Source organism: Nocardia sp. NPDC006630 (assembly GCF_040611495.1).
Classification (GTDB): domain Bacteria; phylum Actinomycetota; class Actinomycetes; order Mycobacteriales; family Mycobacteriaceae; genus Nocardia.
This window is the reverse complement of the sequence record NZ_JBEXOK010000003.1, coordinates 576,250-596,487: the sequence shown is the minus strand read 5'-3', so window position 1 is coordinate 596,487 and position 20,238 is coordinate 576,250. Positions and strand designations below refer to the sequence as shown.

The 20,238-nt window shown below is 68.1% G+C and carries 12 protein-coding genes; 10 read left to right on the top strand and 2 right to left on the bottom strand.

Features of this window, described 5'->3' with window-relative positions; genetic code table 11:
• Positions 1 to 111 precede the first annotated feature (111 nt).
• A complete protein-coding gene (locus ABZX86_RS10905; RefSeq protein WP_355122259.1) occupies positions 112 to 378 on the bottom strand; it encodes a WhiB family transcriptional regulator in 267 nt (88 codons plus the stop codon).
• Positions 379 to 422: 44 nt separating this feature from the next.
• Positions 423 to 968, bottom strand: a complete 546-nt coding sequence (locus tag ABZX86_RS10900; RefSeq protein WP_355122257.1) for an HNH endonuclease — start codon at positions 966 to 968, stop codon at positions 423 to 425.
• Between the two features lie 534 nt (positions 969 to 1,502).
• On the opposite strand from ABZX86_RS10900, the gene ABZX86_RS10895 reads away from it, so the two are divergent.
• The 10 genes from ABZX86_RS10895 (at position 1,503) to accC (ending at position 20,130) form a co-directional block, all read left to right on the top strand.
• On the top strand, positions 1,503 to 2,447 hold the full coding sequence (locus tag ABZX86_RS10895) for a LysR substrate-binding domain-containing protein (protein ID WP_297621386.1): 945 nt from the start codon (positions 1,503 to 1,505) through the stop codon (positions 2,445 to 2,447).
• Positions 2,448 to 2,531: 84 nt separating this feature from the next.
• On the top strand, positions 2,532 to 4,184 hold the full coding sequence (locus tag ABZX86_RS10890; protein ID WP_355122255.1) for an AMP-dependent synthetase/ligase: 1,653 nt from the start codon (positions 2,532 to 2,534) through the stop codon (positions 4,182 to 4,184).
• 138 nt (positions 4,185 to 4,322) lie between these two features.
• Positions 4,323 to 5,579, top strand: coding sequence for an NAD(P)/FAD-dependent oxidoreductase (locus ABZX86_RS10885; RefSeq protein ID WP_355122253.1), 1,257 nt, complete (start codon positions 4,323 to 4,325; stop codon positions 5,577 to 5,579).
• Positions 5,576 to 6,175 (top strand): SGNH/GDSL hydrolase family protein, encoded by a 600-nt coding sequence (locus tag ABZX86_RS10880; protein WP_355122251.1) that lies wholly within the window; start codon positions 5,576 to 5,578, stop codon positions 6,173 to 6,175. Before ABZX86_RS10885 ends, ABZX86_RS10880 begins: the two co-directional genes overlap by 4 nt.
• 31 nt (positions 6,176 to 6,206) lie before the next feature.
• Positions 6,207 to 12,839 (top strand): beta-ketoacyl synthase N-terminal-like domain-containing protein, encoded by a 6,633-nt coding sequence (locus tag ABZX86_RS10875; RefSeq protein ID WP_355122249.1) that lies wholly within the window; start codon positions 6,207 to 6,209, stop codon positions 12,837 to 12,839.
• Positions 12,836 to 14,968 (top strand): beta-ketoacyl synthase, encoded by a 2,133-nt coding sequence (locus tag ABZX86_RS10870; protein WP_355122247.1) that lies wholly within the window; start codon positions 12,836 to 12,838, stop codon positions 14,966 to 14,968. Before ABZX86_RS10875 ends, ABZX86_RS10870 begins: the two co-directional genes overlap by 4 nt.
• The gene (locus ABZX86_RS10865; RefSeq protein WP_355122245.1) at positions 14,965 to 16,536 is read left to right on the top strand and encodes a PfaD family polyunsaturated fatty acid/polyketide biosynthesis protein; all 1,572 of its coding nucleotides are present in this window, start codon (positions 14,965 to 14,967) and stop codon (positions 16,534 to 16,536) included. Before ABZX86_RS10870 ends, ABZX86_RS10865 begins: the two co-directional genes overlap by 4 nt.
• Positions 16,536 to 18,215: an acetyl-CoA carboxylase, carboxyltransferase subunit beta gene (gene accD, locus ABZX86_RS10860; protein ID WP_355122243.1), complete on the top strand. Its 1,680-nt coding sequence runs from the start codon at positions 16,536 to 16,538 to the stop codon at positions 18,213 to 18,215. The genes ABZX86_RS10865 and accD overlap by 1 nt, the downstream gene beginning before the upstream one ends.
• A complete protein-coding gene (locus tag ABZX86_RS10855) occupies positions 18,215 to 18,763 on the top strand; it encodes a biotin/lipoyl-containing protein (protein WP_355122241.1) in 549 nt (182 codons plus the stop codon). The genes accD and ABZX86_RS10855 overlap by 1 nt, the downstream gene beginning before the upstream one ends.
• Positions 18,760 to 20,130, top strand: a complete 1,371-nt coding sequence (gene accC, locus ABZX86_RS10850; protein ID WP_355122239.1) for an acetyl-CoA carboxylase biotin carboxylase subunit — start codon at positions 18,760 to 18,762, stop codon at positions 20,128 to 20,130. Before ABZX86_RS10855 ends, accC begins: the two co-directional genes overlap by 4 nt.
• Positions 20,131 to 20,238: the final 108 nt, after the last annotated feature.

The following is a 20,238-nucleotide window of genomic DNA, read 5'->3' as shown; positions in this document are numbered from 1 at the left end:
CGCGGCTTTAACTACTTTCACCAGGCGGTTGAGCCAAAGCCGATCGGCACCGGATATATACGGGGACGGCCACTCGCCCCACTGGGAACGAGTGGCCGTCACTCGGATTCGCTAGTCGCGGATCAGGTTGCCGCGGTCGTACTCGTGCCCGCCCCACACACCGGACTGACCGGTACGGGTGGCGAAGTCACCGCACTCGCGGCGAATCGGGCACCCCGCGCAGATCTGCCGCGCGTAGTCGAAGTCCTGCGACGGGAACGGGAACCACGCCTCGTGGTTCGGGTCGCCCTTGCAGGCGGCGTGCTGCCAGTAGTCCTTGGAATCGGAGACGGGGAGCAGATCCGCCAGGGTCGGCTCCAGCAGTGCTGTTTTCGTCATCGGATCTTGCTCCTTTCATTCCCGATCACGCGTGGTGGTGCTCTTTACGAGGCGGCGAGGTCCTTCCAGAGCTGCCGCTGTCGCTTCTGTAGTTCGTTGGGTGCTTTCGGCTCCCACAGCAGGCGCATGCCCGCTTCCTCGGGAGTCCGGTCCGCCTTGGAGGTATTGCACGGTCCGCACGCGGCAACCAGATTGGCCCAGGTGTTCGGGCCGCCCCGGGAACGCGGGCGAATGTGGTCGACGGTGCGGGCCCACCCGGCGCAGTAACCGCACTTGTACCGGTCGCGGCGCAGGATGGCGGGGAGGGTGGCACGGCTGTTGTCGTCGTGCACCAGCAACTTGTGCTCGAGGTAGACGTAGCGATGCAGCCGGATGGTCTCCGGCAGCACGATCTCGACATGCTTCGAGCGGATCGGAAAGTGCGGCTGCCGATCGATGACGGCCTCGGCGGCGCCGCTGAGCAGCAGCACCACCGCGCGGTCGGCGCGGATCTCGGTCAGCGCCTCGTAGGAGGCGTTGAGCAGCAGTACACCGGTGTGTATCCAGTTGTCGGTGGTTATCTCCGGGTCTTCGGAATGACGCAACAGCATGGGGGTCACCATGTTTCGTGAAAAGGGCACAGCGTGAAAAGGGCACAGCGTGAATAGGGCACAGCGTGAGAAGAGCAGAACAGGAAGGTGAGAAGGGGTGCTTACGCGAGCACCGGGAGGCGGTCGATCTGCATAGCTCGCCGTCCTGCCAGATTCGAAATCTGCTCGGGGAACACCGGATTCATTACCGCCTCCTCCTTCCTGCGTGCCGCGACCGGTCGGGTCGGTTGATCATCGTCGAAACCTATGGTGGCACAACGTGCATACCGTTGTCGGCTGATTTTTTCGCCCTTGCGCCCTTGGTGTGGTAACGACCGGGACCGCAGGATTGTTCCTGCGAGACACGAATCACAGGGATGAGCCGCCGCGCGTTCTCGAATTACCCTGTGGCCAGCGGTTTCGCCTACCACGCCGACTCGTTCGGCACAGGAGATTCACAGGCTGGCAACCGAGTTGGTTACGGCTGTGTGGTTGGGATTCATCGCGGGTTATATGCCGTGGCTAACGTGATGAGTACCCAGAAGGAGCGGCGTCATGGAGTTCCGGCATTTGCTTTCGTTCATCGCCATAGCCGAAGAGTTGCACTTCGGCCGCGCAGCGCAGCGCCTTCACCTCACGCAGCCAAGTCTCAGTGCCCAGCTGCAGAAGCTGGAGAAGTCTCTGGGTGTTCAGCTGGTTGCCCGGAATTCACACGAAGTACGTCTCACCCCCGCGGGCCGGGAGTACGAACTACAGGCACGCCAGATCGTGGCCCAGCTGGAGCGCGCGGCGCTCTCGGCGCGGGCCACCGCCGAAGGGCGTTCGGGCACCCTCAATATCGGCTACAACCTGCCCGCCAGCCGTCATGTCCTGCCGGACGCGCTGGCGCGCATGACCGACCGGCACCCCGACATCGTGGTGTCACTCTGGGAGAAGCGGACCGGCCCCCAGCTGTCCGCGCTGTCGGACGGATCGCTGGATCTCGCACTCGTCTACGGTCATCCGAGTACCGCCGAGTTCCGATACCGGCGACTGCTCCATAGGGTGCCGCTGGTCGCGGTTGTGGGCAGACAGCACCGCTGGGCCGACCGCCCGGGGGTGCCGTTCGCGGAATTGCAGGATCAGGAGTGTGTGCTGTTCTCCCGCGAGCAGTGTCCGTCCATGTACGACACCATTTTCCGGGCGGCCGCACAGACGCGGATCTCGCTGTCCGTCGCCCAGCATGCCGATGATCCGGGCGCTACCGCGCATATGGTTTCGGTACGCCCGCTGGTCGGGTTCGCCTCCCTGCCCAGGGCCATATCCATGGGCATGTGCACGCCGGGCAGTAAATCGGTCGCGGTGAAGTTGTCGGATCCGGTTCCCACTCTGGATTTGTATGCGGTGTGGCGGTCGTCGGAAACGAATCCGGCGGTGTCCGCATTTCTCGATTGCATCGATTTGGAGGAACCTGCGCAACTCGATGATGCCCGTCCGGTTTCGGTTCCGGTGTTTCGATAGGCGTTGACTTTCGCGCGGTAGAAACAGCGATACAGGCCGCGACGAGAACCATTGTTGCGTACCAGAATTCATATTGTGAACACAGTGTCGATCACTGGGAACGGATTCGATCCGCCCGCGAACGCGAGTTTGTATTCGATCATCTCCGATGCGGCCCGCAGCCATCCACAGCGGGATTCGCTGGGTGGTGCCGAGGGTGCGCCCCTGACCTGTCTGGAATTCGACACCCGGGTGCGGGCGGTGGCTTCGGCCCTGCTCGGGCACGGTGTGGCCGCCGGTGACCGAGTGGTGGTGCTCGGGCGGACCGGTCTCGAGTGGGCGCTGCTCGATTGCGCCGTGCTCGCGGTCGGCGCCGTGGTGGTGCCGGTATATCCCACGTCGTCCGCCGTGCAGATCGAGCACATGCTGCGCGATAGTGGCAGCACGTATTTCGCCGCCGAGACGGCCGAGGACGCGACCCGTTTGAAAGAGGCGGGCGCGGACGCGGTCTGGCGTTTCGACGATATCGCCGTGTGGTCGCAGGGTGCGGTTTCGCCGGCGCTGTACGAGCGCACCGCGCAGGTCTGCGCCGATGACCTGGCGATGATCGTCTACACCAGCGGCACCACGGGTGTGTCCAAGGGCTGCATGATCACCCACCGCAATATGTATGTGTCCTCGGCGAATACGGTCCGCCAGACCGGTGCGCTGTTCGAGGGTGTGACCGCGCTGGCATTGCCGCTGTCGCACGTTTTCGGCCAGACCATGCTGTTCGCCTGCCTGGCGGGCGGTGCGAGCACCGTGCTGCTGCCGGGCATTCCGGAGTTGGTGCCGGCGCTGGCGCGGGTGCGCCCGACATTCCTGGCGCTGATTCCCTATGCGCTGGAGAAGATTCGCAAGCACTGCCGTTCGATGCTGACCGAGGAGGGCGAACGACAGGCCGTGGTCAACGGCCTGCGTGCGCTCGCGGCCGGTGAGACGCTCGCCGCCGATCATCCCGTCGGCGCCGCGCTGGGCGGCAATCTGCGCTACGTGATCTCCGGCGGCGCCTCGCTGGACGAGTCGACGGCCGGGTTCTATGCCGGATTCGGTGTGACCATCCTCAATTGCTACGGCCTGACCGAGGCCGCGACCGCGGTGACGGTCAGCGCGCCGGAGACCAACCGGGTCGGCACCGTCGGCCGGCCCATTCCGGGAACGGCGGTGGCCATTGCCGACGCGGACGGTGAAGTGCTGGTCCGTGGTCCGCACGTCTCGCCCGGCTACTGGGGTGCGGCCGCGGACAACCGTCCGGTGGACGCGGACGGCTGGCTGCACACCGGCGATATCGGTGAGCTCGACGACGGCCACCTGCGAATCACCGGTCGCAAGAAGGAGATTCTGGTGACCTCGGGCGGTAAGAACGTCGCGCCGACGCCGCTGGAGGATCGGGTGCGGCTGCATCCGCTGGTCAGCAATTGCATGGTGGTGGGCGAGGGCAGATCCTTCGTGACCGCGCTGGTGACCCTGGATCCCGCACAGGCCGAGCAGTGGCGCAGCGCGCATCCCGGTGAAGATCCGGCGACCGCGATCCAGTCGGCCGTGGACGAGGCGAATTCGCTGGTTTCGCGGGCCGAATCGATTCGTGAGTTTGCCATTGTCGCAGGAGATTTCACGTCCGCCAATGGATTGTTGACTTCGTCACTGAAATTGCGGCGTGCCGCCATTGCGGAAACATATTCCGCCGATATCGATCAGCTCTACATGTCGCGCGGGTAAACACTCGCGAAATAGCTTGCCGCCGTACGGCGATAGCCGCCGCCGATCGGCCGATGAATTGCGTTGACTCACTGCCGTTCTCGTGCCCTCGCGGCGACAGACTCGAATCGGAATTCGACCACCGAAAGTGATCACATCATGTATGACGTCATCGTTGTAGGTACTCGCGTGGCCGGTGCGCCGCTGGCCATGCTGTTGGCTCGCAGGGGATATCGGGTGCTCGCGGTGGACCGCGCCACATTCCCGAGTGATACCCCCTCCACCCACTACATCCACCAGGCCGGGCTGGGCTTCCTGAAGTCCTGGGGTCTGCTCGACGAGGTGATCGCCACCGGTTGCCCGCCGGTCCGGCAGTTGAACTTCACCTACACCGACATCGTCATCACGGGCATGGCCGATCCGGCCGAGGACGGCATCGACGCCGTGTACTGCCCGCGCCGCACCATCCTGGACAAGATTCTGGTCGACGCGGCGGGCAATTCCGGCGCGGAGGTCATCGAGGGATTCACCGTCACCGAGCTGGTGCGCGACGGTGACCGGGTGGCGGGCATTCGCGGCCGGGTCGGCGAGGGCCCCGAGCAGGAGTTCCGGGCGCAGCTGGTCATCGGCGCGGACGGCGCCAATTCCACGGTCGCCAAGTCGGTCGGCGCGCAGACCTACGAGGGTTCGCCCGCCGCGTGCTTCGTCTACTACTCGTACTACGAGGGCGTGGACTGGGGCATGCAGCACCGTACCGGTTTCGGCGAGCAGCAGTTCGCCTCCTGGCCCACCAATGACGGCCTGGCCCTGGTGGCAGTGATGCGCAAGCGAGATCGCTTCCGTGACTTCCGCACCGATCCGGATGCGGGCGTGCAGGAGATCGTGTCGCAGATCGATCCGGAAATCGGTGCGCGCCTTGCGGATACGGGCCGTCGCGTGGAGCCCTTCCGCCCGATGCTGTACCCGGACAACTACCGCCGCCAGTCCTTCGGCCCGGGCTGGGCGCTGGTGGGCGATGCCGGTTACCACAAGGATCCCTTCACCGGCTGGGGCATCACCGACTCGTTCAAGTACTCGCAGCTGTTGTCGGATCTGGTGGACGAAAGCCTTTCCGGCGTGCGGCCTTTCGAGGAGACCCTGCCGGAGTACCAGCGTGAGCGCGATGCGCAGAGCGCCAGCACCTACGAGCTGACGCAGGCCATTTCCGAGCTGTCGCTGACGCCGTACTACGACTCGGTCTTCCGCGCCACGAGCCTGGACCCGCAGTACACCAAGCACTTCTTCGGTCTGATCGCCGGCCTGTACTCGCCCGATAAGTACTTCGGGGAGCAGGAACTGGCCGATCTGTACGAGCTGGTCGACTTCCCCGTGGCGGACCGGCACGTCAGCAAGAGTGATGCCGGAGCCGTGCGGTGATCGGCCTAGGCCTGACGGCCCTCGGCGACAGCTTCGTCGAAGGTCGCGGCGACCCGGCCGCATCCGGCGGTTACCGCGGCTGGGTGTCGCGGCTGGGCGGCCAGCTGGGGCTGCGGCCCGCCGCCATTCGCAACTACGGCACGCACGGGGCCACCACCTCCGATGTGGTGCGCGTACAGCTGCCTTCGGCGGCGCGCGCCGAGGTCTACGGCGTCGTGGTCGGGGTCAATGACCTGGTCAGCGCCTTCGCCCCGGAGGTCTTCGAGGCCAATATGAACACCATCTTCGGCACCCTGTGTGCCGGTGGCGCCACGGTGATCACCGCCGATTACCCGGATATCCCTGCGCGGCTTCCGGTTCCGGAGAACTTCCGCGGCCTGCTGCGTGAACGCTTCGACTTCGCCAATACGGTCCTGGCTCGCGTCACCGCGAATCATGGCGCGCTGCTGCTGGATCTGGCCACCCGTCCCGAATGGGAGCGGCCGGAGATGTGGACCGAGGACGGTCTGCACCCGAGCCCGCTGGGCCATCGCCTGTTCGCCGTCGCCGCGGCCGAACTCATTTCGTCGACCACCGCCACCACCGTTGCCGCCTGATCGGCGCAACGACGGTTCGAGAGGAATTTCCGTGACGGACGACAGACGCCTGGCACACGACCCGATCGCCATTGTCGGGATGTCGGGCCTGCTGCCCAAGGCACGCAATCATCGCGAGTACTGGCAGAACATCGTCGACGGTGTGGACTGCACCGAGGAGGTGCCGGCCTCGCGCTGGAGCCTGGACGACTACTACGACCAGGACCGGGCGACACCCGACAAGACCTATTCGCGCCGTGGGGCTTTCCTGCCCGACGTCGACTTCGATCCGCTCGAGTTCGGGCTGCCGCCCAATCAGCTCGAGGTCACCAGCACCATGCAGACGCTGAGTCTCGGCGTGGCGCGCGATCTGCTCATCGATGCGGGCGCCACCGATTCGCAGTGGTACGACCCCTCGCGTACCGGCGTGGTGCTGGGCACCACCGGTCCGGTACCGCTCATGCACCCGCTCGCCGCCCGGCTGTCGACGCCGGTGCTCAAGGAGGCGGCGCGTTCGGTAGGTCTCACCGAGGGTGACGCCGATGCGATCGCCGAGCGCTTCGTCGCGGCTTTCGCACCGTGGGAAGAGAATTCGTTCCCGGGTCTGCTCGCCAACGTGGTCGCCGGGCGGGTGGCCAACCGCCTGGGCCTCGGCGGGATGAACTGCACCGTCGACGCCGCGTGCGCCGCCTCGCTGGCGGCCATTCGCACGGCCATCGCGGAACTTCGGGACGGCCGCGCCGATATGATGATCACCGGCGGTGTCGATACCGAGAACACCATCTTCATCTACATGTGCTTCAGCAAGGTCGGTGCGCTCTCGCCGACCGATCGCATCAGCCCGTTCGCCTCCGACGCCGACGGAACCATGCTGGGCGAAGGCATTTCGATGCTGGCGCTGCGCCGGCTCGAGGATGCGCGCCGCGACGGAAACCGCATCTACGCGGTGATCAGCGGTATCGGATCCTCCAGTGACGGTCGCGCCAACAGCATTTACGCCCCGCGTGCGGAGGGCCAGCGGGTCGCGCTGGACCGCGCCTATGCCGACGCCGACTGCTCGCCCGCCGATGTCGAGCTGATCGAGGCACATGCCACCGGCACCGCCGTCGGTGACAAGACCGAGCTGACCGCGCTCAAAGGGCTGCTCTCGGACGCGACTTCGGAGACCCGCTTCGCCGCGCTGGGCAGCGTGAAATCGCAGATCGGGCACACCAAGGGCGCGGCCGGTACCGCCAGCGTCATGAAGCTGGCGCTCGCACTGCACCAGAAGGTGCTGCCAGGCACGATCAATGTCGATGCGCCCAATGTCGCCATCACCTCGGGCGCAGTGCCTTTCTATGTGAACACCCGCACCCGGCCGTGGATTCTGGACCCCAACCGTCCGGTGCGCCGGGCGGCGGCCTCGGCAATGGGCTTCGGCGGCACCAACTTCCACGTGGTGCTCGAAGAGGCGACCACCGGTCGTGACGAGCTCGAGATCCTGCACCGCACCCCGCAGGCGCATATCTGGCATGCCCCGGATGTGTCCGGTCTGATCGACGCGGTGCGCAGTACCGAGGGCACCGACGGCGGCGACATTCCGGAGAACCACGCGCGTGTCGGCTTCGTCTCGCTCGATGACGACACCGCTGCGGACCTGCGCACGCTCGCGGTGGACGAGCTGGTGCGCAATGCCGATGCGGCGCACTGGGATCACCCGGAGGGCGTGTACTTCCGCGCCGCGGCGCTGCCCGACCGCAAGGTGGGCGCGCTGTTCGCCGGCCAGGGCAGCCAGTACGTCGATATGGGACTGGATGCGGCACTGAACAATCCGCCGGTCGGCGCCGCGTTCGACGCCGCCAATGCGGCCTTCGCCCAGGCCCCGGTGCGGCTGGGAAGTGTGGTCTTCCCGCCGCCGGCCTTCGATGACGAGACCCGCGCCGAGCAGGAAATCGGTTTGCGCCGTACCGAATTCGCGCAGCCCGCGATCGGTGCGCTGGCGGCCGGTCAGTTCGGTGTGCTGCGCGAGTGCGGCTTCCAGCCCGCCGGGTACCTGGGCCACAGCTTCGGTGAACTCACCGCGCTGTGGGCCGCCGGCGCCGTGACCACGGCCGACTTCTTCGCCCTCGCCCGCGCCCGTGGCGCCGCGATGACCGTGCCCGAGGGCACCGATGCCGGGACCATGGTCGCGGTCGGCGCCTCGCGCGCGGATATCGAGGAGATCATCGCGGGTGTCGAGGACGTGTGGATCTGCAATCACAATGCCGTCGATCAGGTGGTCGTCGGCGGTGGCGCCGAGGGTATCGCCGCGGTGAACGATCGCTGTGTCGAAAAGGGCTGGGTCACCCGGTATCTGCCGGTGTCCGGCGCTTTCCACACGCCGTACGTGGCACATGCGGTGACGGCTTTCGGGGAGGCGGTGGCGGCGATCGAGATCGGCGCTCCGGATGCTCCCGTGTACGCCGACACCCGGGGTGCGTCCTACGGCGACGATGTCGAGGGGAATCGCGCCACGCTGACCGCTCAGCTGAGCAATCCGGTCGAGTTCTACGACGCGCTCACCGCCATGCGGGCCGACGGCTGCACGGTCTTCGTCGAATTCGGCCCGAAGCAGGTGCTGACCTCGCTGGTGCGGCGCACCTTCGGCACCGAGGTCATTGCCATCGCCACCGATCCCGGACCCATCGGCAATGGCGACCTCGCGCTCAAGCGCGCGGCGGTGCGGCTGGCGGTGCTCGGCTTCGAGGTGCGCGGCATCAACCGCTACACCGCGCCCGGAGCCCCGGTGCGAACCGGCAAACCCGCTATGGCGGTGACTCTTTCGGCGCCGGAGTACGTGCCCGAGACCCGCCGCGCCGCCCACGCCGCACTGCTCGCGGACGGCTATCGCGTCGTCACCGACACACCCGCACCGCAGCTCGCCCCGGCGGCCTCGGCACCGCAGTTCGCGGCAGCCCAGGCAGCACCCGCACCGCAGTTCGCGGCAGCAGCCCAGGCAGCACCCGTGTCGCAGTTCGCCGCGGCAGCCCGGGTGACGTCCGCGCCGCAGCACGTCCCCACGGCCCCGCTGGTGGCCGCACCCGTTCCGGCACCTCAGCCCGTGCCCATCCTGTCCAACGGACACTCGGAGAACCCGGAGAAACACGTGTCAGCCGACCCGCAGTACCGACTTCCCGCACCGGGCGCTCTCGACAGCGCGCTGGTGCAGCATCTGGACACCCACCGCCACTACCTGGACGGTCAGCTGGAGCTGGCTCGCGATCTGGCGGGCGCCCTGCGCCACGGCGGGCTCGACGAGCTGACCGTGCGCGCCATCGAAGCCGTGAAGGACCACGGCGTCGCGATCAGTGAAAGCCACTCCCGCGCAGGCGATGTGGTGGCGCAGCTGGCCGAACTGGAGACCGGTGCGGAGGTGACCCGCCCGCGTTCGGTGCCCTCGTACGTCGATCGGGCAGCCACCGATCCGGCGCTCGGCCGCAATGGCGCTCCCGCGAACAGCATTGCCGCCCCGGCGAACGGCACCGCCGCTCCCGTGAACAGCTCTGCGGCGCCCGCGAACGGTGCGGCCGCGCTCGCTCCCGCCGCGACGGCCGGCCACGCCGCGCCGACCGCGTACGCGGCGCAGTCCGCTTCCCCCGCAGCGGTATTCGAACAGGCTTCCGCACCGTCCGCGGTGGTTGCCGCGCAGGCGGCAGCGGTTCCCGCCGCGAGCGCGCTTTCGGGCGATTCGCTGCGGCAGGCGCTGCGTGAGGTGGTTGCCGACAAGACCGGTTATCCGGTGGAGATGGTCGATCCGACCATGGATCTGGAAGCGGATCTGGGTGTGGATTCGATCAAGCGGGTGCAGGTCATCGGCGCTCTGCAGGAACGCTTCCCGGAGCTCCCCGTCCTGGGGCCGGAGAAGCTCGGCACGCTGCGCACCCTGGATCAGATCGTGACGGAGCTGGCCGGGGCCGAGGTCCAGCCGACGGCTGCGGTTGCCGAGGCTCCCGAGAACACGGTGGCCCCCGCGAACGCTGAGGTCGCCGCGAACACTGTGGTGTCTTCGAACACTGTGGCCCCTTCGAACGGTGTAGCCGCCGGTGCGGTCCACGCGAACGGTTCGGCCGAAGGGCCTTCCGGCGATACCCTGCGCCAGGCGCTGCGCGAGGTGGTCGCGGACAAGACCGGTTATCCGGTGGAGATGGTCGATCCGACCATGGATCTGGAAGCGGATCTGGGTGTGGATTCGATCAAGCGGGTGCAGGTCATCGGCGCACTGCAGGAACGCTTCCCGCACCTGCCGGTGCTGGGACCGGAGAAACTCGGCACGCTACGCACACTCGATCAAATCGTGGGCGAGCTGGCCGGGGGTGATGTCCACCCAAAAGCTGAGGCCGCGGCCGAAACGCCGCGGCATGTAGTCGAACTCGTCGAGCTGCCCGCAGTGGATCTCGCCGTGGACCCCTACCGTCCGGCGGGCACCGCCCTGCTGGTCTGCCTGGACGACTCCGCCGAAACCGATTGTGAGGCAATCGAAGAGGAGCTCCGGGCGCGTAGCTGGACCGTGATCCGGGCCGAGGGGCTCGGCGCGGTGACCGGGACCGGAACGGTCGACGCCTGTGTGGTCGTCGCCGGTGTGGCCGCCGAATGGGCACAGGCGCAACGCATTCTGTCCGATGCCATCCTGGTGGCCGGACAGGTACTGCCCCGCCTGCAGGGCGCGACCGGGCGGGCCGGTTTCACGACCGTCACCCGGCTGGACGGACACCTCGGTCTGCGCGGTGATGCGGAACCCGTGGCCGCACTGCTGGGCGGACTCGGCGGTGTCGTCAAGAGCCTTGCGGCGGAACAGCCTTCGCTGTTCTGCCGGGCGCTGGACATCGATCCGGCGGTCCTGCCGCAGCGGCTCGCCGAACATGTGCTCGAAGAGCTGTGTGATGCGGCATGGGACACCCCGGAGATCGGCATCGACAACACCGGTGTGCGCCGCACCCCGGTACCCGGACGGCACGCTCCGGCTCGGGTCACCGAGATAGTGCGTGCCGGAACCGAATTCGGACCGGTGCTGCTGACCGAATCCGATGTACTGCTGGTCACCGGCGGCGCACGCGGCGTCACCGCGACCTGCGTGCTGGAGCTGGCACGACTGTCCGACTGCCGCTTCCTGCTGCTGGGCCGGACCGTCCTGGTTCCGGAACCGGAGTGGGCGCAGGGAACCGCCGACACCGGGCTGAAGCCCGCGGCGGTCCGGGCGCTGGCCGGAACCGGTGTCACACCGAGGGATGTCGACCGGGCCTGTGCGGAGGTGCGCGCGGTGCGCGAAATCCGTGCGACCCTGGCCGAACTGGGCGATCGGGCACAGTATCTCGCTGTCGACGCCACCGATGCGGCGGCGCTCACCGAGGTACTGGCGCCATGGCGCGACACCATCACCGGTGTGGTGCACGGCGCGGGCGTACTGGCCGATTCGCTCATCCCCGACAAGACCGCAGCCTCCATCGACCGGGTGCTGCGTCCCAAGCTCGCCGGGCTCGGCGCGGTGCTGGCCGCGGCCGGTGAGCTGAACCACCTGGTGCTGTTCACCTCCGTGGCCGGATTGTTCGGCAATGCCGGGCAGGCCGACTACGCGGCGGCCAATGAGGCGCTGTGCCGGTTCGCGGTGAGCTGGGGCCACCGCAATCCCGACCGCTACGTCACCGCGCTGGACTGGGGCGCCTGGGACGGCGGCATGGTGACTCCCGCACTGCGCGAGCACTTCAGCGCCAAGGGCATCCCGCTGCTGGCGCCGGCCGCCGGTGCGGCCGCCTTCACGGCGCAGTTCACTAAATCGCGCCGGGACGAGCCGGTACTGCTGGTCGGCGCGGCGACCGCGCTCTCGACCGGTGAGGCGGTGACCGCACCGCTGCGGGCCCGCCGCGGCATTCTCGGGCTCACCGACGAGCCCGTGATCGCGGCACACCGCGTCGGGGAGCACATCGTGCTGCCCGCCACCTTCGGACTGGGCGCCATGATCCACCTCGCCGAGCGCACCCGGCCCGGTCGAATCGTGGTGGGTGCGCGGGACTTCCAGGTGCTGCGCGGGGTGGTCTTCGACCATCCGGTGGCGACCCTGGATATCGAGCTCACTCCGATCGAGCCGGTGGACGGCCGGACGGCGGTCCGCGCGACCGTCTTCGGTGATGGCGCGGCCCGCTTCCGGGCGACGCTGCTGCTCGCCGATAGACCGGATTCCGCTCCGCATCAACAGGTTCCGGCAGGTCCCGGCGTCAGTGCCGAACGGATCTACCACGAGGCGATCCAATTCCACGGTCCCGCATTGCAGGGACTGCGGTCGGTGCGTGCGGAGAGCGACGAGGCTCTTGTACTGGAATGCGCACTGCCGGCCGATCCGGTGGCGAACGGCGCGTACGCGGGCCGTCTGCACAATCCGGTGCTCGCCGACCTGATCCTGCAGGTACCCCCGGTGCTGGGGCACCGCCTGCTCGGCACGGCATGCCTGCCGCTCGGTGTGGGGAGGATCGATTACTTCGCCCCGCTGCCCGCAGGTGATCCCTTCCTGGTGGTAGTGGACAACGCTCGTGCGGCACGCATGGAAGCGGTCATCGATGCGACGGCGCTGTCGCTCGACGGCACGGTGCTGCAACGGTTCTCGGATGTCACCGTGCTCACGACACCCGATCTGACGGACAAGTTCCGAATCTCCGTGAAGGGGTGGCAGGCATGACAGTGCTCGAATTCGACGGCATTCCCTTCGACCCCCTGGGCGCAGCGCAGGCCCGGCAAACAGTGGATTCCGCTGCTACGGCGGCGAGTTCACCTGATGCGAACCCCGCTCCAGTGTCGGGCACCGCCTCGGCAGCGGCTCCGATCTCACCGGTAGGTACCGATTCGCCTCAGCAGTCGTCCTCGGTCGCGGGTGTTGCTCCTGCGTCCGATCCGGCCGCAGTGAGCGGCGCGGACCCTACGGGCGCTGTTGCTCCGGTGAACCGCGCTTCTCTGTCGGCAGGCGCGGTTCCCGAGGTGCCCGCAGTCCCTCGAATCGATCCCATCGCGGAGATTCGGGCGGGTGTGGTTGCCGCGCATCGTTCCGCGCTGTCCGCGCAGATCGCACTGCAGCGGGGGATTTGGCGACAGGCCCTGCTGCGGCAGGGCGCGGGCGATCCTGTTGCGGCGGATGCCTCGCCGGTGGCGGTGGTCCCTGCGGCCGCTGTCGCGCCGGAGGGTGCGTTCAAGGCGCTGGCCCGCACCGATCGGGTGTGGCTGGATCGGGCGGCGCTCGAGCAGCTGACCCATGGTGAGATCGGCGCGGTGTTCGGCGCCGGGCATCAGCGGGCAGGCATCGAGTCGGTCGCCCGGCTCGCGGCCACCACCACACTGGTGCTGACCGAGGTCAGCCGTATCGATTTGTACGGCGGCAGCGGAACGGGTTTTGTCACAGCGCAGTTCGAGGGTGACCCGCGTGCGGCCGCTCTCCAGGCGGCCGAGGTGTTCGCGCTCTACACCGGGATGCCGCTGTGCATTTCGGGTAGTGCTCTCACCGGCGGTGTTTCGGAATCCGCCGCCGGAAGTGCCACCGGCACGGTCGAACTCGTCATCGAGAGCCTCGATCTGGTGCCGCGACCGCATCTGGTGGCGACTGCCTCGTTCGGGCCGGGCATCGCGCCGGTCGGTGTGACGGTCACGGTCGTCGAACCGCAGGGTGCCGACGTCGGCCCCGGTGGTGCGGCGGGCGCACTGCTGCTCAACGAGTTCCATATGGCGCATCTGGCACGCGGCGATCAGAGCATTGCCATGGGCCCGGAATTCGCCGAATACACCGGCATTCGGGCGACCCGCCTTCCCACCGGCGGGCTGCTGCTGGTGGACCGGGTACGCGAGTTCGACGGTGCGCGCGGCAATCTCGACGGCGCCACGTACGTCACCGAATACGATTCGCCCGCTGATTCCTGGTACTACGCCGATACGGCGAACGACTCCATGCCGCACTTCGTCTACATGGAGACCTCGCTACAGGCCGCGCTGCTCATGGGCTACTACGCCGGTCCTACGCTCACGCAACCCGGTGTGACCCTGAGCCTGCGCAATCTGGGCGGTACCGCGACAGTGCTGCGCCAGGTGGACCTGCGTGACGCCACCATCGAGCAGACCTCGCGACTGCTCTCGACGACGATCCTGCCCGGATCCTCGCTGCAGACCTTCGATTACACGCTGAGCGTGGACGGTGAGCCCTTCTACCGGGGCGAGACCATGTTCGGCTACTTCAGCGACGAGGCCCTGGGCAACCAGACCGGCCTGGACGCCGGGCGTTTCGTGCCGACCTGGCTGGCCGGTCAGCCGGGCGTGCAGCCGCGCGTCATCGATGTGGCTGCCCGGCGGGCGGATCCGGCCGCCGTGGCGTGCTCGCACGACAAGCTGGCGCTGATCGACCGCGTCGAGGTCGTCGACGGCGGCGGCAATTACGGTGCGGGCTACCTGCGTTCGCTGCGCGCCATCGACGATTCCGACTGGTTCTTCACCCGGCACTTCTACCTGGACCCGGTGATTCCGGGCTCGCTCGGCGTCGAATCGGTCATCCACGCCGTCCAGGAGTGGATGCTGGACGCCGGATTCGCCGAGGGCATGGCCGATCCGGTGTTCCGGATCCCGCAGGACCTCGCGTTCAGCTGGCGCTATCGCGGTCAGTTCCTGCCCAGCGACGGCAGCGTGGAACTCGAGGCGCACATCAAATCGGTGCGGCGCGGACCGCACGGGGTGACCGTCGTTGTGGACGGCTCGCTGTGGAAGCCCGGACTGCGCATCTACGAACTCGTGGATCTGGCAGTCGAACTCGCCGATCGAAAGGCGCGCCCATGACCACCTTCCGCAGTCCGGCCCTGGCCGAGACGCCCGCGGATATCACCGCGCGGCTGCTCGAACTGGACCGCCCGTGCTGGATCGTCCGGACCGACAGCGGCACGGTCGCCGCCACCACCGACGACTGGGCCGCCGGCGCGCGCGGGCAGGTGCTCGCAGCGGTGCCGCCGCTGCCCGCACAGCGGCTGGGGGACAGCGCCTTCCGGGCCGCACACGGTGTGCGTGCGGCCTATGCGGCGGGCGCGATGGCCAATGGCATCGCCTCGCCCACGCTGGTGATCGCCATGGCCGAGGCCGGATACCTGGCCAGTTATGGCGCGGCGGGTGTGCCCCCGCTGGCGGTCGACGCCGCACTGGCCGAGATCTCCGGGCGCCTGGGCGATAAGCCCTTCGCCTGCAACCTGATTCACAGTCCCTCCGAGCCCGCGCTGGAGCGGGCGATCGTGGATGCCTGCCTGCGATACGGCGTGCGCTGCCTGGAAGCCTCGGCCTTCATGGACCTCACGGCCGAGGTGGTGCGTTATCGGGCTTCCGGGCTCGTGGTGAACCAGCAGGGCGGCATCGAATGCCGGAATCGGCTGATCGCCAAGGTGTCCCGGGTCGAGGTGGCGGAACTGTTCCTGCGCCCCGCGCCGGTGCGATTGTTGCGCCAGCTGGTCGAGAGCGGGCAGATCACCGCCGAGCAGGCCGAACTGGCCGAGCGGGTGCCGATGGCCGATGATATTACGGCGGAGGCGGATTCGGGCGGCCACACCGATCGCAGGCCGCTGCTGGTGCTGCTGCCCGAGTTGATCGCGGCCCGCGACCGGATCGCGGCCACCGTTCCCGGTGCGGCCGCGGTCCGCATCGGTGCGGCGGGCGGCATCGGCACCCCCGATGCGGCAGCCTCGGCTTTCGCTCTGGGCGCGGCCTATATCGTCACCGGTTCGGTCAATCAGGCCGCGCGCGAGGCGAATCAGTCCGCGGCCACCAAAAAGCTGCTCGCCACCGCGCAGTTCGCGGACTGCACCATGGCGCCCTCCTCGGACATGTTCGAACTCGGCGTGCAGGTGCAGGTGCTGCGGCGCGGTACCATGTTCGCCGCCCGGGCGCACCGGCTCTACGACCTGTACCGGGCCTACGACGGCATCGAAGCGCTGCCGGAACAGGTGCGAAAGGAGCTGGAGGACAAGCTCTTCCGGCGGCCGCTCGCGGACATCTGGCAGGAGTGCGTCAGCTACTTCACCGAACGCGATCCGGCGCAGCTGGTCGCGGCCGAAGGTGATCCCAAGGCGCGCATGGCGCTGGTGTTCCGCTGGTACCTGGGCCTGTCCTCGGGCTGGAGCATTCGCGGTGCGGCCGATCGCCTTGCCGACTACCAGATCTGGTGCGGACCGGCCATGGGCGGCTTCAACAGCTGGGTGGCGGGCACGTACCTCGCCGCGCCGGAGCACCGGGCCGTGGCCGATATCGCGGACCAGCTCATGACGGGCGCGGCCTATCTCACGCGGGTCGCGCAATTGCGCGCCGCCGGAGTGCGGCTGCCGGCCGAATGCGCCCGGTACGCGCCCCGCCCGACGGAGGAATGATGACCATTCTCGAAACCGCCACGGCCGCGGGCACATCCTGGATGCTGTGCCCGGGGTGTGCGGCGATGATCTACGTCAAACGCTATGAGCGCGCCGACCGGGTCTGCCCGGAGTGCGACAACCACGGCATGCTGACCGCCGATCAGCGCATCGAACTGCTGCTGGATCCGGGCTCGGCGGAGCCGGTCGACTATGCCGAAACCCTCTCGGATCCACTGGGGTTCACCGATTCCCGGCCCTATCCGGAGCGACTCGAACAGGCGCGCGACCGGACCGGGATGACCGATGCGGTGCACTGTGTGCGCGGCACTCTGGGTGGGACTCCGGTGGTACTGGCGGTCATGGACTTCCGCTTTCTCGGCGGCAGTTTGGGCAGTGCCGTCGGTGAAGCCATTACGGCGGCCGCCGAAGCCGCACTGGCGGAACGTCGTCCGCTGATTCTGGTGACCGCGTCCGGCGGCGCGCGCATGCAGGAGGGCATTCTCGCGCTCATGCAGATGGCCAAGACCAGTCGCGCGCTACAGCGCCTGGACGAGGCGGGCGTGCTCACCGTCTCGGTGATCTCCGACCCCACCTACGGCGGCGTCGCGGCTTCGTTCGCCACCTCCACCGATGTGATCGTCGCCGAACCCGGTGCGCGCCTCGGATTCGCGGGTCCGCGGGTGATTCGCCAGACCATCGGGCAGACGCTGCCGCCCGGCTTCCAGACTGCCGAATTCCTGGTCGAGCACGGCATCGTGGATATGATCTGCCACCGATCCGCCCTGCGCGACAGGCTGATTCGGCTGGCGGCTATGACGGTGCGCTCGGCTCGGCCGTACTCGAACGATGCCGATGCGGTCATCACCGATCCGGCGGCGCTGCCCGTGGTCGATTCCTGGGAGCGGGTCCGCGCGGCCCGGCGGCTGGGCCGCCCCACCACTCTCGACCATGTGGCCGGCGCCTTCGAGGAATTCGTCGAGTTGCACGGCGACCGTATGAGCGCGGACTGCCCGGCCATGGTGACCGGACTCGCTCGCCTCGACGGTGTGCCGGTCGTGGTGCTCGGCACCCAGAAGGGACATACGGCCGCCGAATTACTGCATCGCAACTACGGCATGCCGATACCCGCGGGATATCGCAAGGCCGCACGGGTGCTGCGGCTCGCGGCCAAACTCGGACTGCCGGTGGTCACGCTGGTGGACACCGCCGGCGCGTATCCGGGCATTGCCGCCGAGGAACAGGGCCAGGCGGTGGCCATTGCCGAGAATCTGAAACTGCTTGCCGGACTGCCGGTTCCGGTCGTCGCGGTGATTACCGGCGAGGGCGGCAGCGGGGGAGCGCTGGCGCTCGCTGTGGCCGATCGGGTGCTGGTGTGCGAGAACGCCGTGTACTCGGTGATCAGTGCCGAGGGCTGCGCGTCCATCCTCTGGCAGGACGGCGCCGAGGCGCCCCGGGCGGCACGTGCGCTGCGCGTGGACTCGGCGGCACTGCTGGAGTTGGGCATTGCCGATGCGGTGATCCCCGAGCCCGAGGGCGGCGCCGATCAGCATCCCGCCGCCGCCACCGAACTGCTGCGCCGGGCCCTGCGTCAGGCCGTCCACGAACTGCGCGCCTGGTCCGCCACCGATCTCATAGCGCACCGGCACGCCAGATTCCGAGCCTTCGGCGTGGCCCGAAACGATCTCCAGGAGAACTGATGACCGACTCCGTCACCACCGAATCCTTTCCCGACACCGCGACCGGTCGTGGTGTGAGCGCCGCCGAGGCCGATCACAGCCTCACGGTGCTGACCCGGCACGCGCTCACCGTGCGGGCGGACGCCGCCCCGACCTCGGTGACCGTGGCCAACGGTCCCGTTGTACTGCGCGTGAGCTGGGACGGCGGCGCCAACGGCCTCGTGCTTGCTCCGGCAGTGGAATCGCACCGGGCCGCAGCGCCCGCCGCCGAGAACGGTTCGTCGCACGGCAATGGCTCCACCGGTGAAAGCAAGTCGCAGACGGCGACTTTCGCATTGACCGCGGAGACCGTCGGCGTGTTCTATCGCTCGCCCGAACCGGGTGCCGCGCCCTTCATCACCGAGGGTGATCCGGTGCGCGCCGGTCAGCAGGTCGCGATTGTCGAGGCCATGAAGTTGATGATTCCGATCACCGCGTCCCGCGAGGGTGTGGTGGCGGAGTTCCTGGTCGAGGACGGCGCGGCCGTCGAGCACGGCCAGCCGCTCATCGAGTTCGAGGCGCTGCGGTGACGCGGCCCATTCGCAAGGTCCTGGTGGCCAATCGCGGCGAGATCGCCGTCCGGGTGCTGCGCACCTGTGCGGAGCTCGGAATCGCTACTGTCGCTGTGCATTCGGCGGCAGATCGCGATTCTCTGGCGGTGCGCATGGCCGATGAATCGGTGCAGATCGGACCGGGTCCGGCCAAGCGGAGCTACCTCTATATTCCGGCGATCATCGAGGCGGCGCGGGCCACCGGCGCGGATGCGATTCATCCCGGATACGGATTTCTTTCGGAGAACCCGGATTTCGCGGAGGTGTGCGAGGCCGAGGGGTTCATCTTTGTAGGCGCTCCGGCGGACGTCATGGCCCGGCTCGGCGATAAGTCGACCGCGCGAGCCCTGATGTACGATGCGGGTCTGCCACTGCTGCCCGGCAGCCGCGATCCCATCGAGAGTGTGGACGAGGCGCGAGAACTGGCGGCCGACATCGGTTATCCGGTGATCATGAAGGCCGTCGCGGGCGGCGGCGGGCGCGGTATGCGGGTGGTGCGCGAGCCTGGCGATTTCGCCGCGGCGTGGCAGCAGACGCGCGCCAATGCCACCGCGATCTTCGGTGACGGGCGACTGTACGTCGAACGGTATCTGGAGCCGGCCCGGCACGTCGAGGTGCAGATTCTGGCCGATACCCACGGCAATGTCGTGCATTTGGGCCTGCGGGACTGCTCGCTGCAGCGACGGCACCAGAAGCTCGTGGAGGAGGCGCCCGCGCCCGGATTGTCCCCGGAGCTCGTCGAGCAGATCGGGGCGGCTGCGGTGCGCGGGGCCGCGGCTGCGGGCTATGTGGGTGCGGGCACGGTGGAATTCCTGCTCGATGCCGATGGCCGCTTCTACTTCATGGAGGTGAATTGCCGTCTGCAGGTGGAGCATCCGGTCACCGAGATGGTCACCGGCATCGACCTGGTGGCCGAGCAATTGCGGATCGCCTCGGGTCTGCCGCTGTCGAGTGAACTGAGCGCCCGGCCGCAGGGTGTGTCCATCGAATGCCGGATCAATGCCGAGGATCCGGAACGCGAATTCGCCCCGGCGCCGGGAACACTCACCGAATGTGTGCTGCCCGGCGGGCAGTTCGTGCGGGTCGACACCCACATCCACACCGGCTATGCCATTCCACCGCACTATGATTCGCTGCTGGCCAAGATCGTGGTCTGGGCTCCGGACCGCCCCGCCGCGATCGCCCGCATGCGCCGTGCCCTCGCGGAGACCAGTATTCGCGGCGCGGGCGTGGCCACCACCGTGGAGTTCCTGCACGATGTGCTGGACCACCCGCGCTTCCGGGCCGTTACCCACGACACCGCCCTGATCGGCTCGCTCACCGAAGCCGCCACCGCGTCGGTATAACGGAAGGGCGGTGGGCTGAGGGCCGTGATGGTCGGTCCTCAGCCCACCGTTTCACGCGTTGCCGGATCAGCCGACCGAGTCGTCGAGTTCGGGAAGTGACATGGCCTC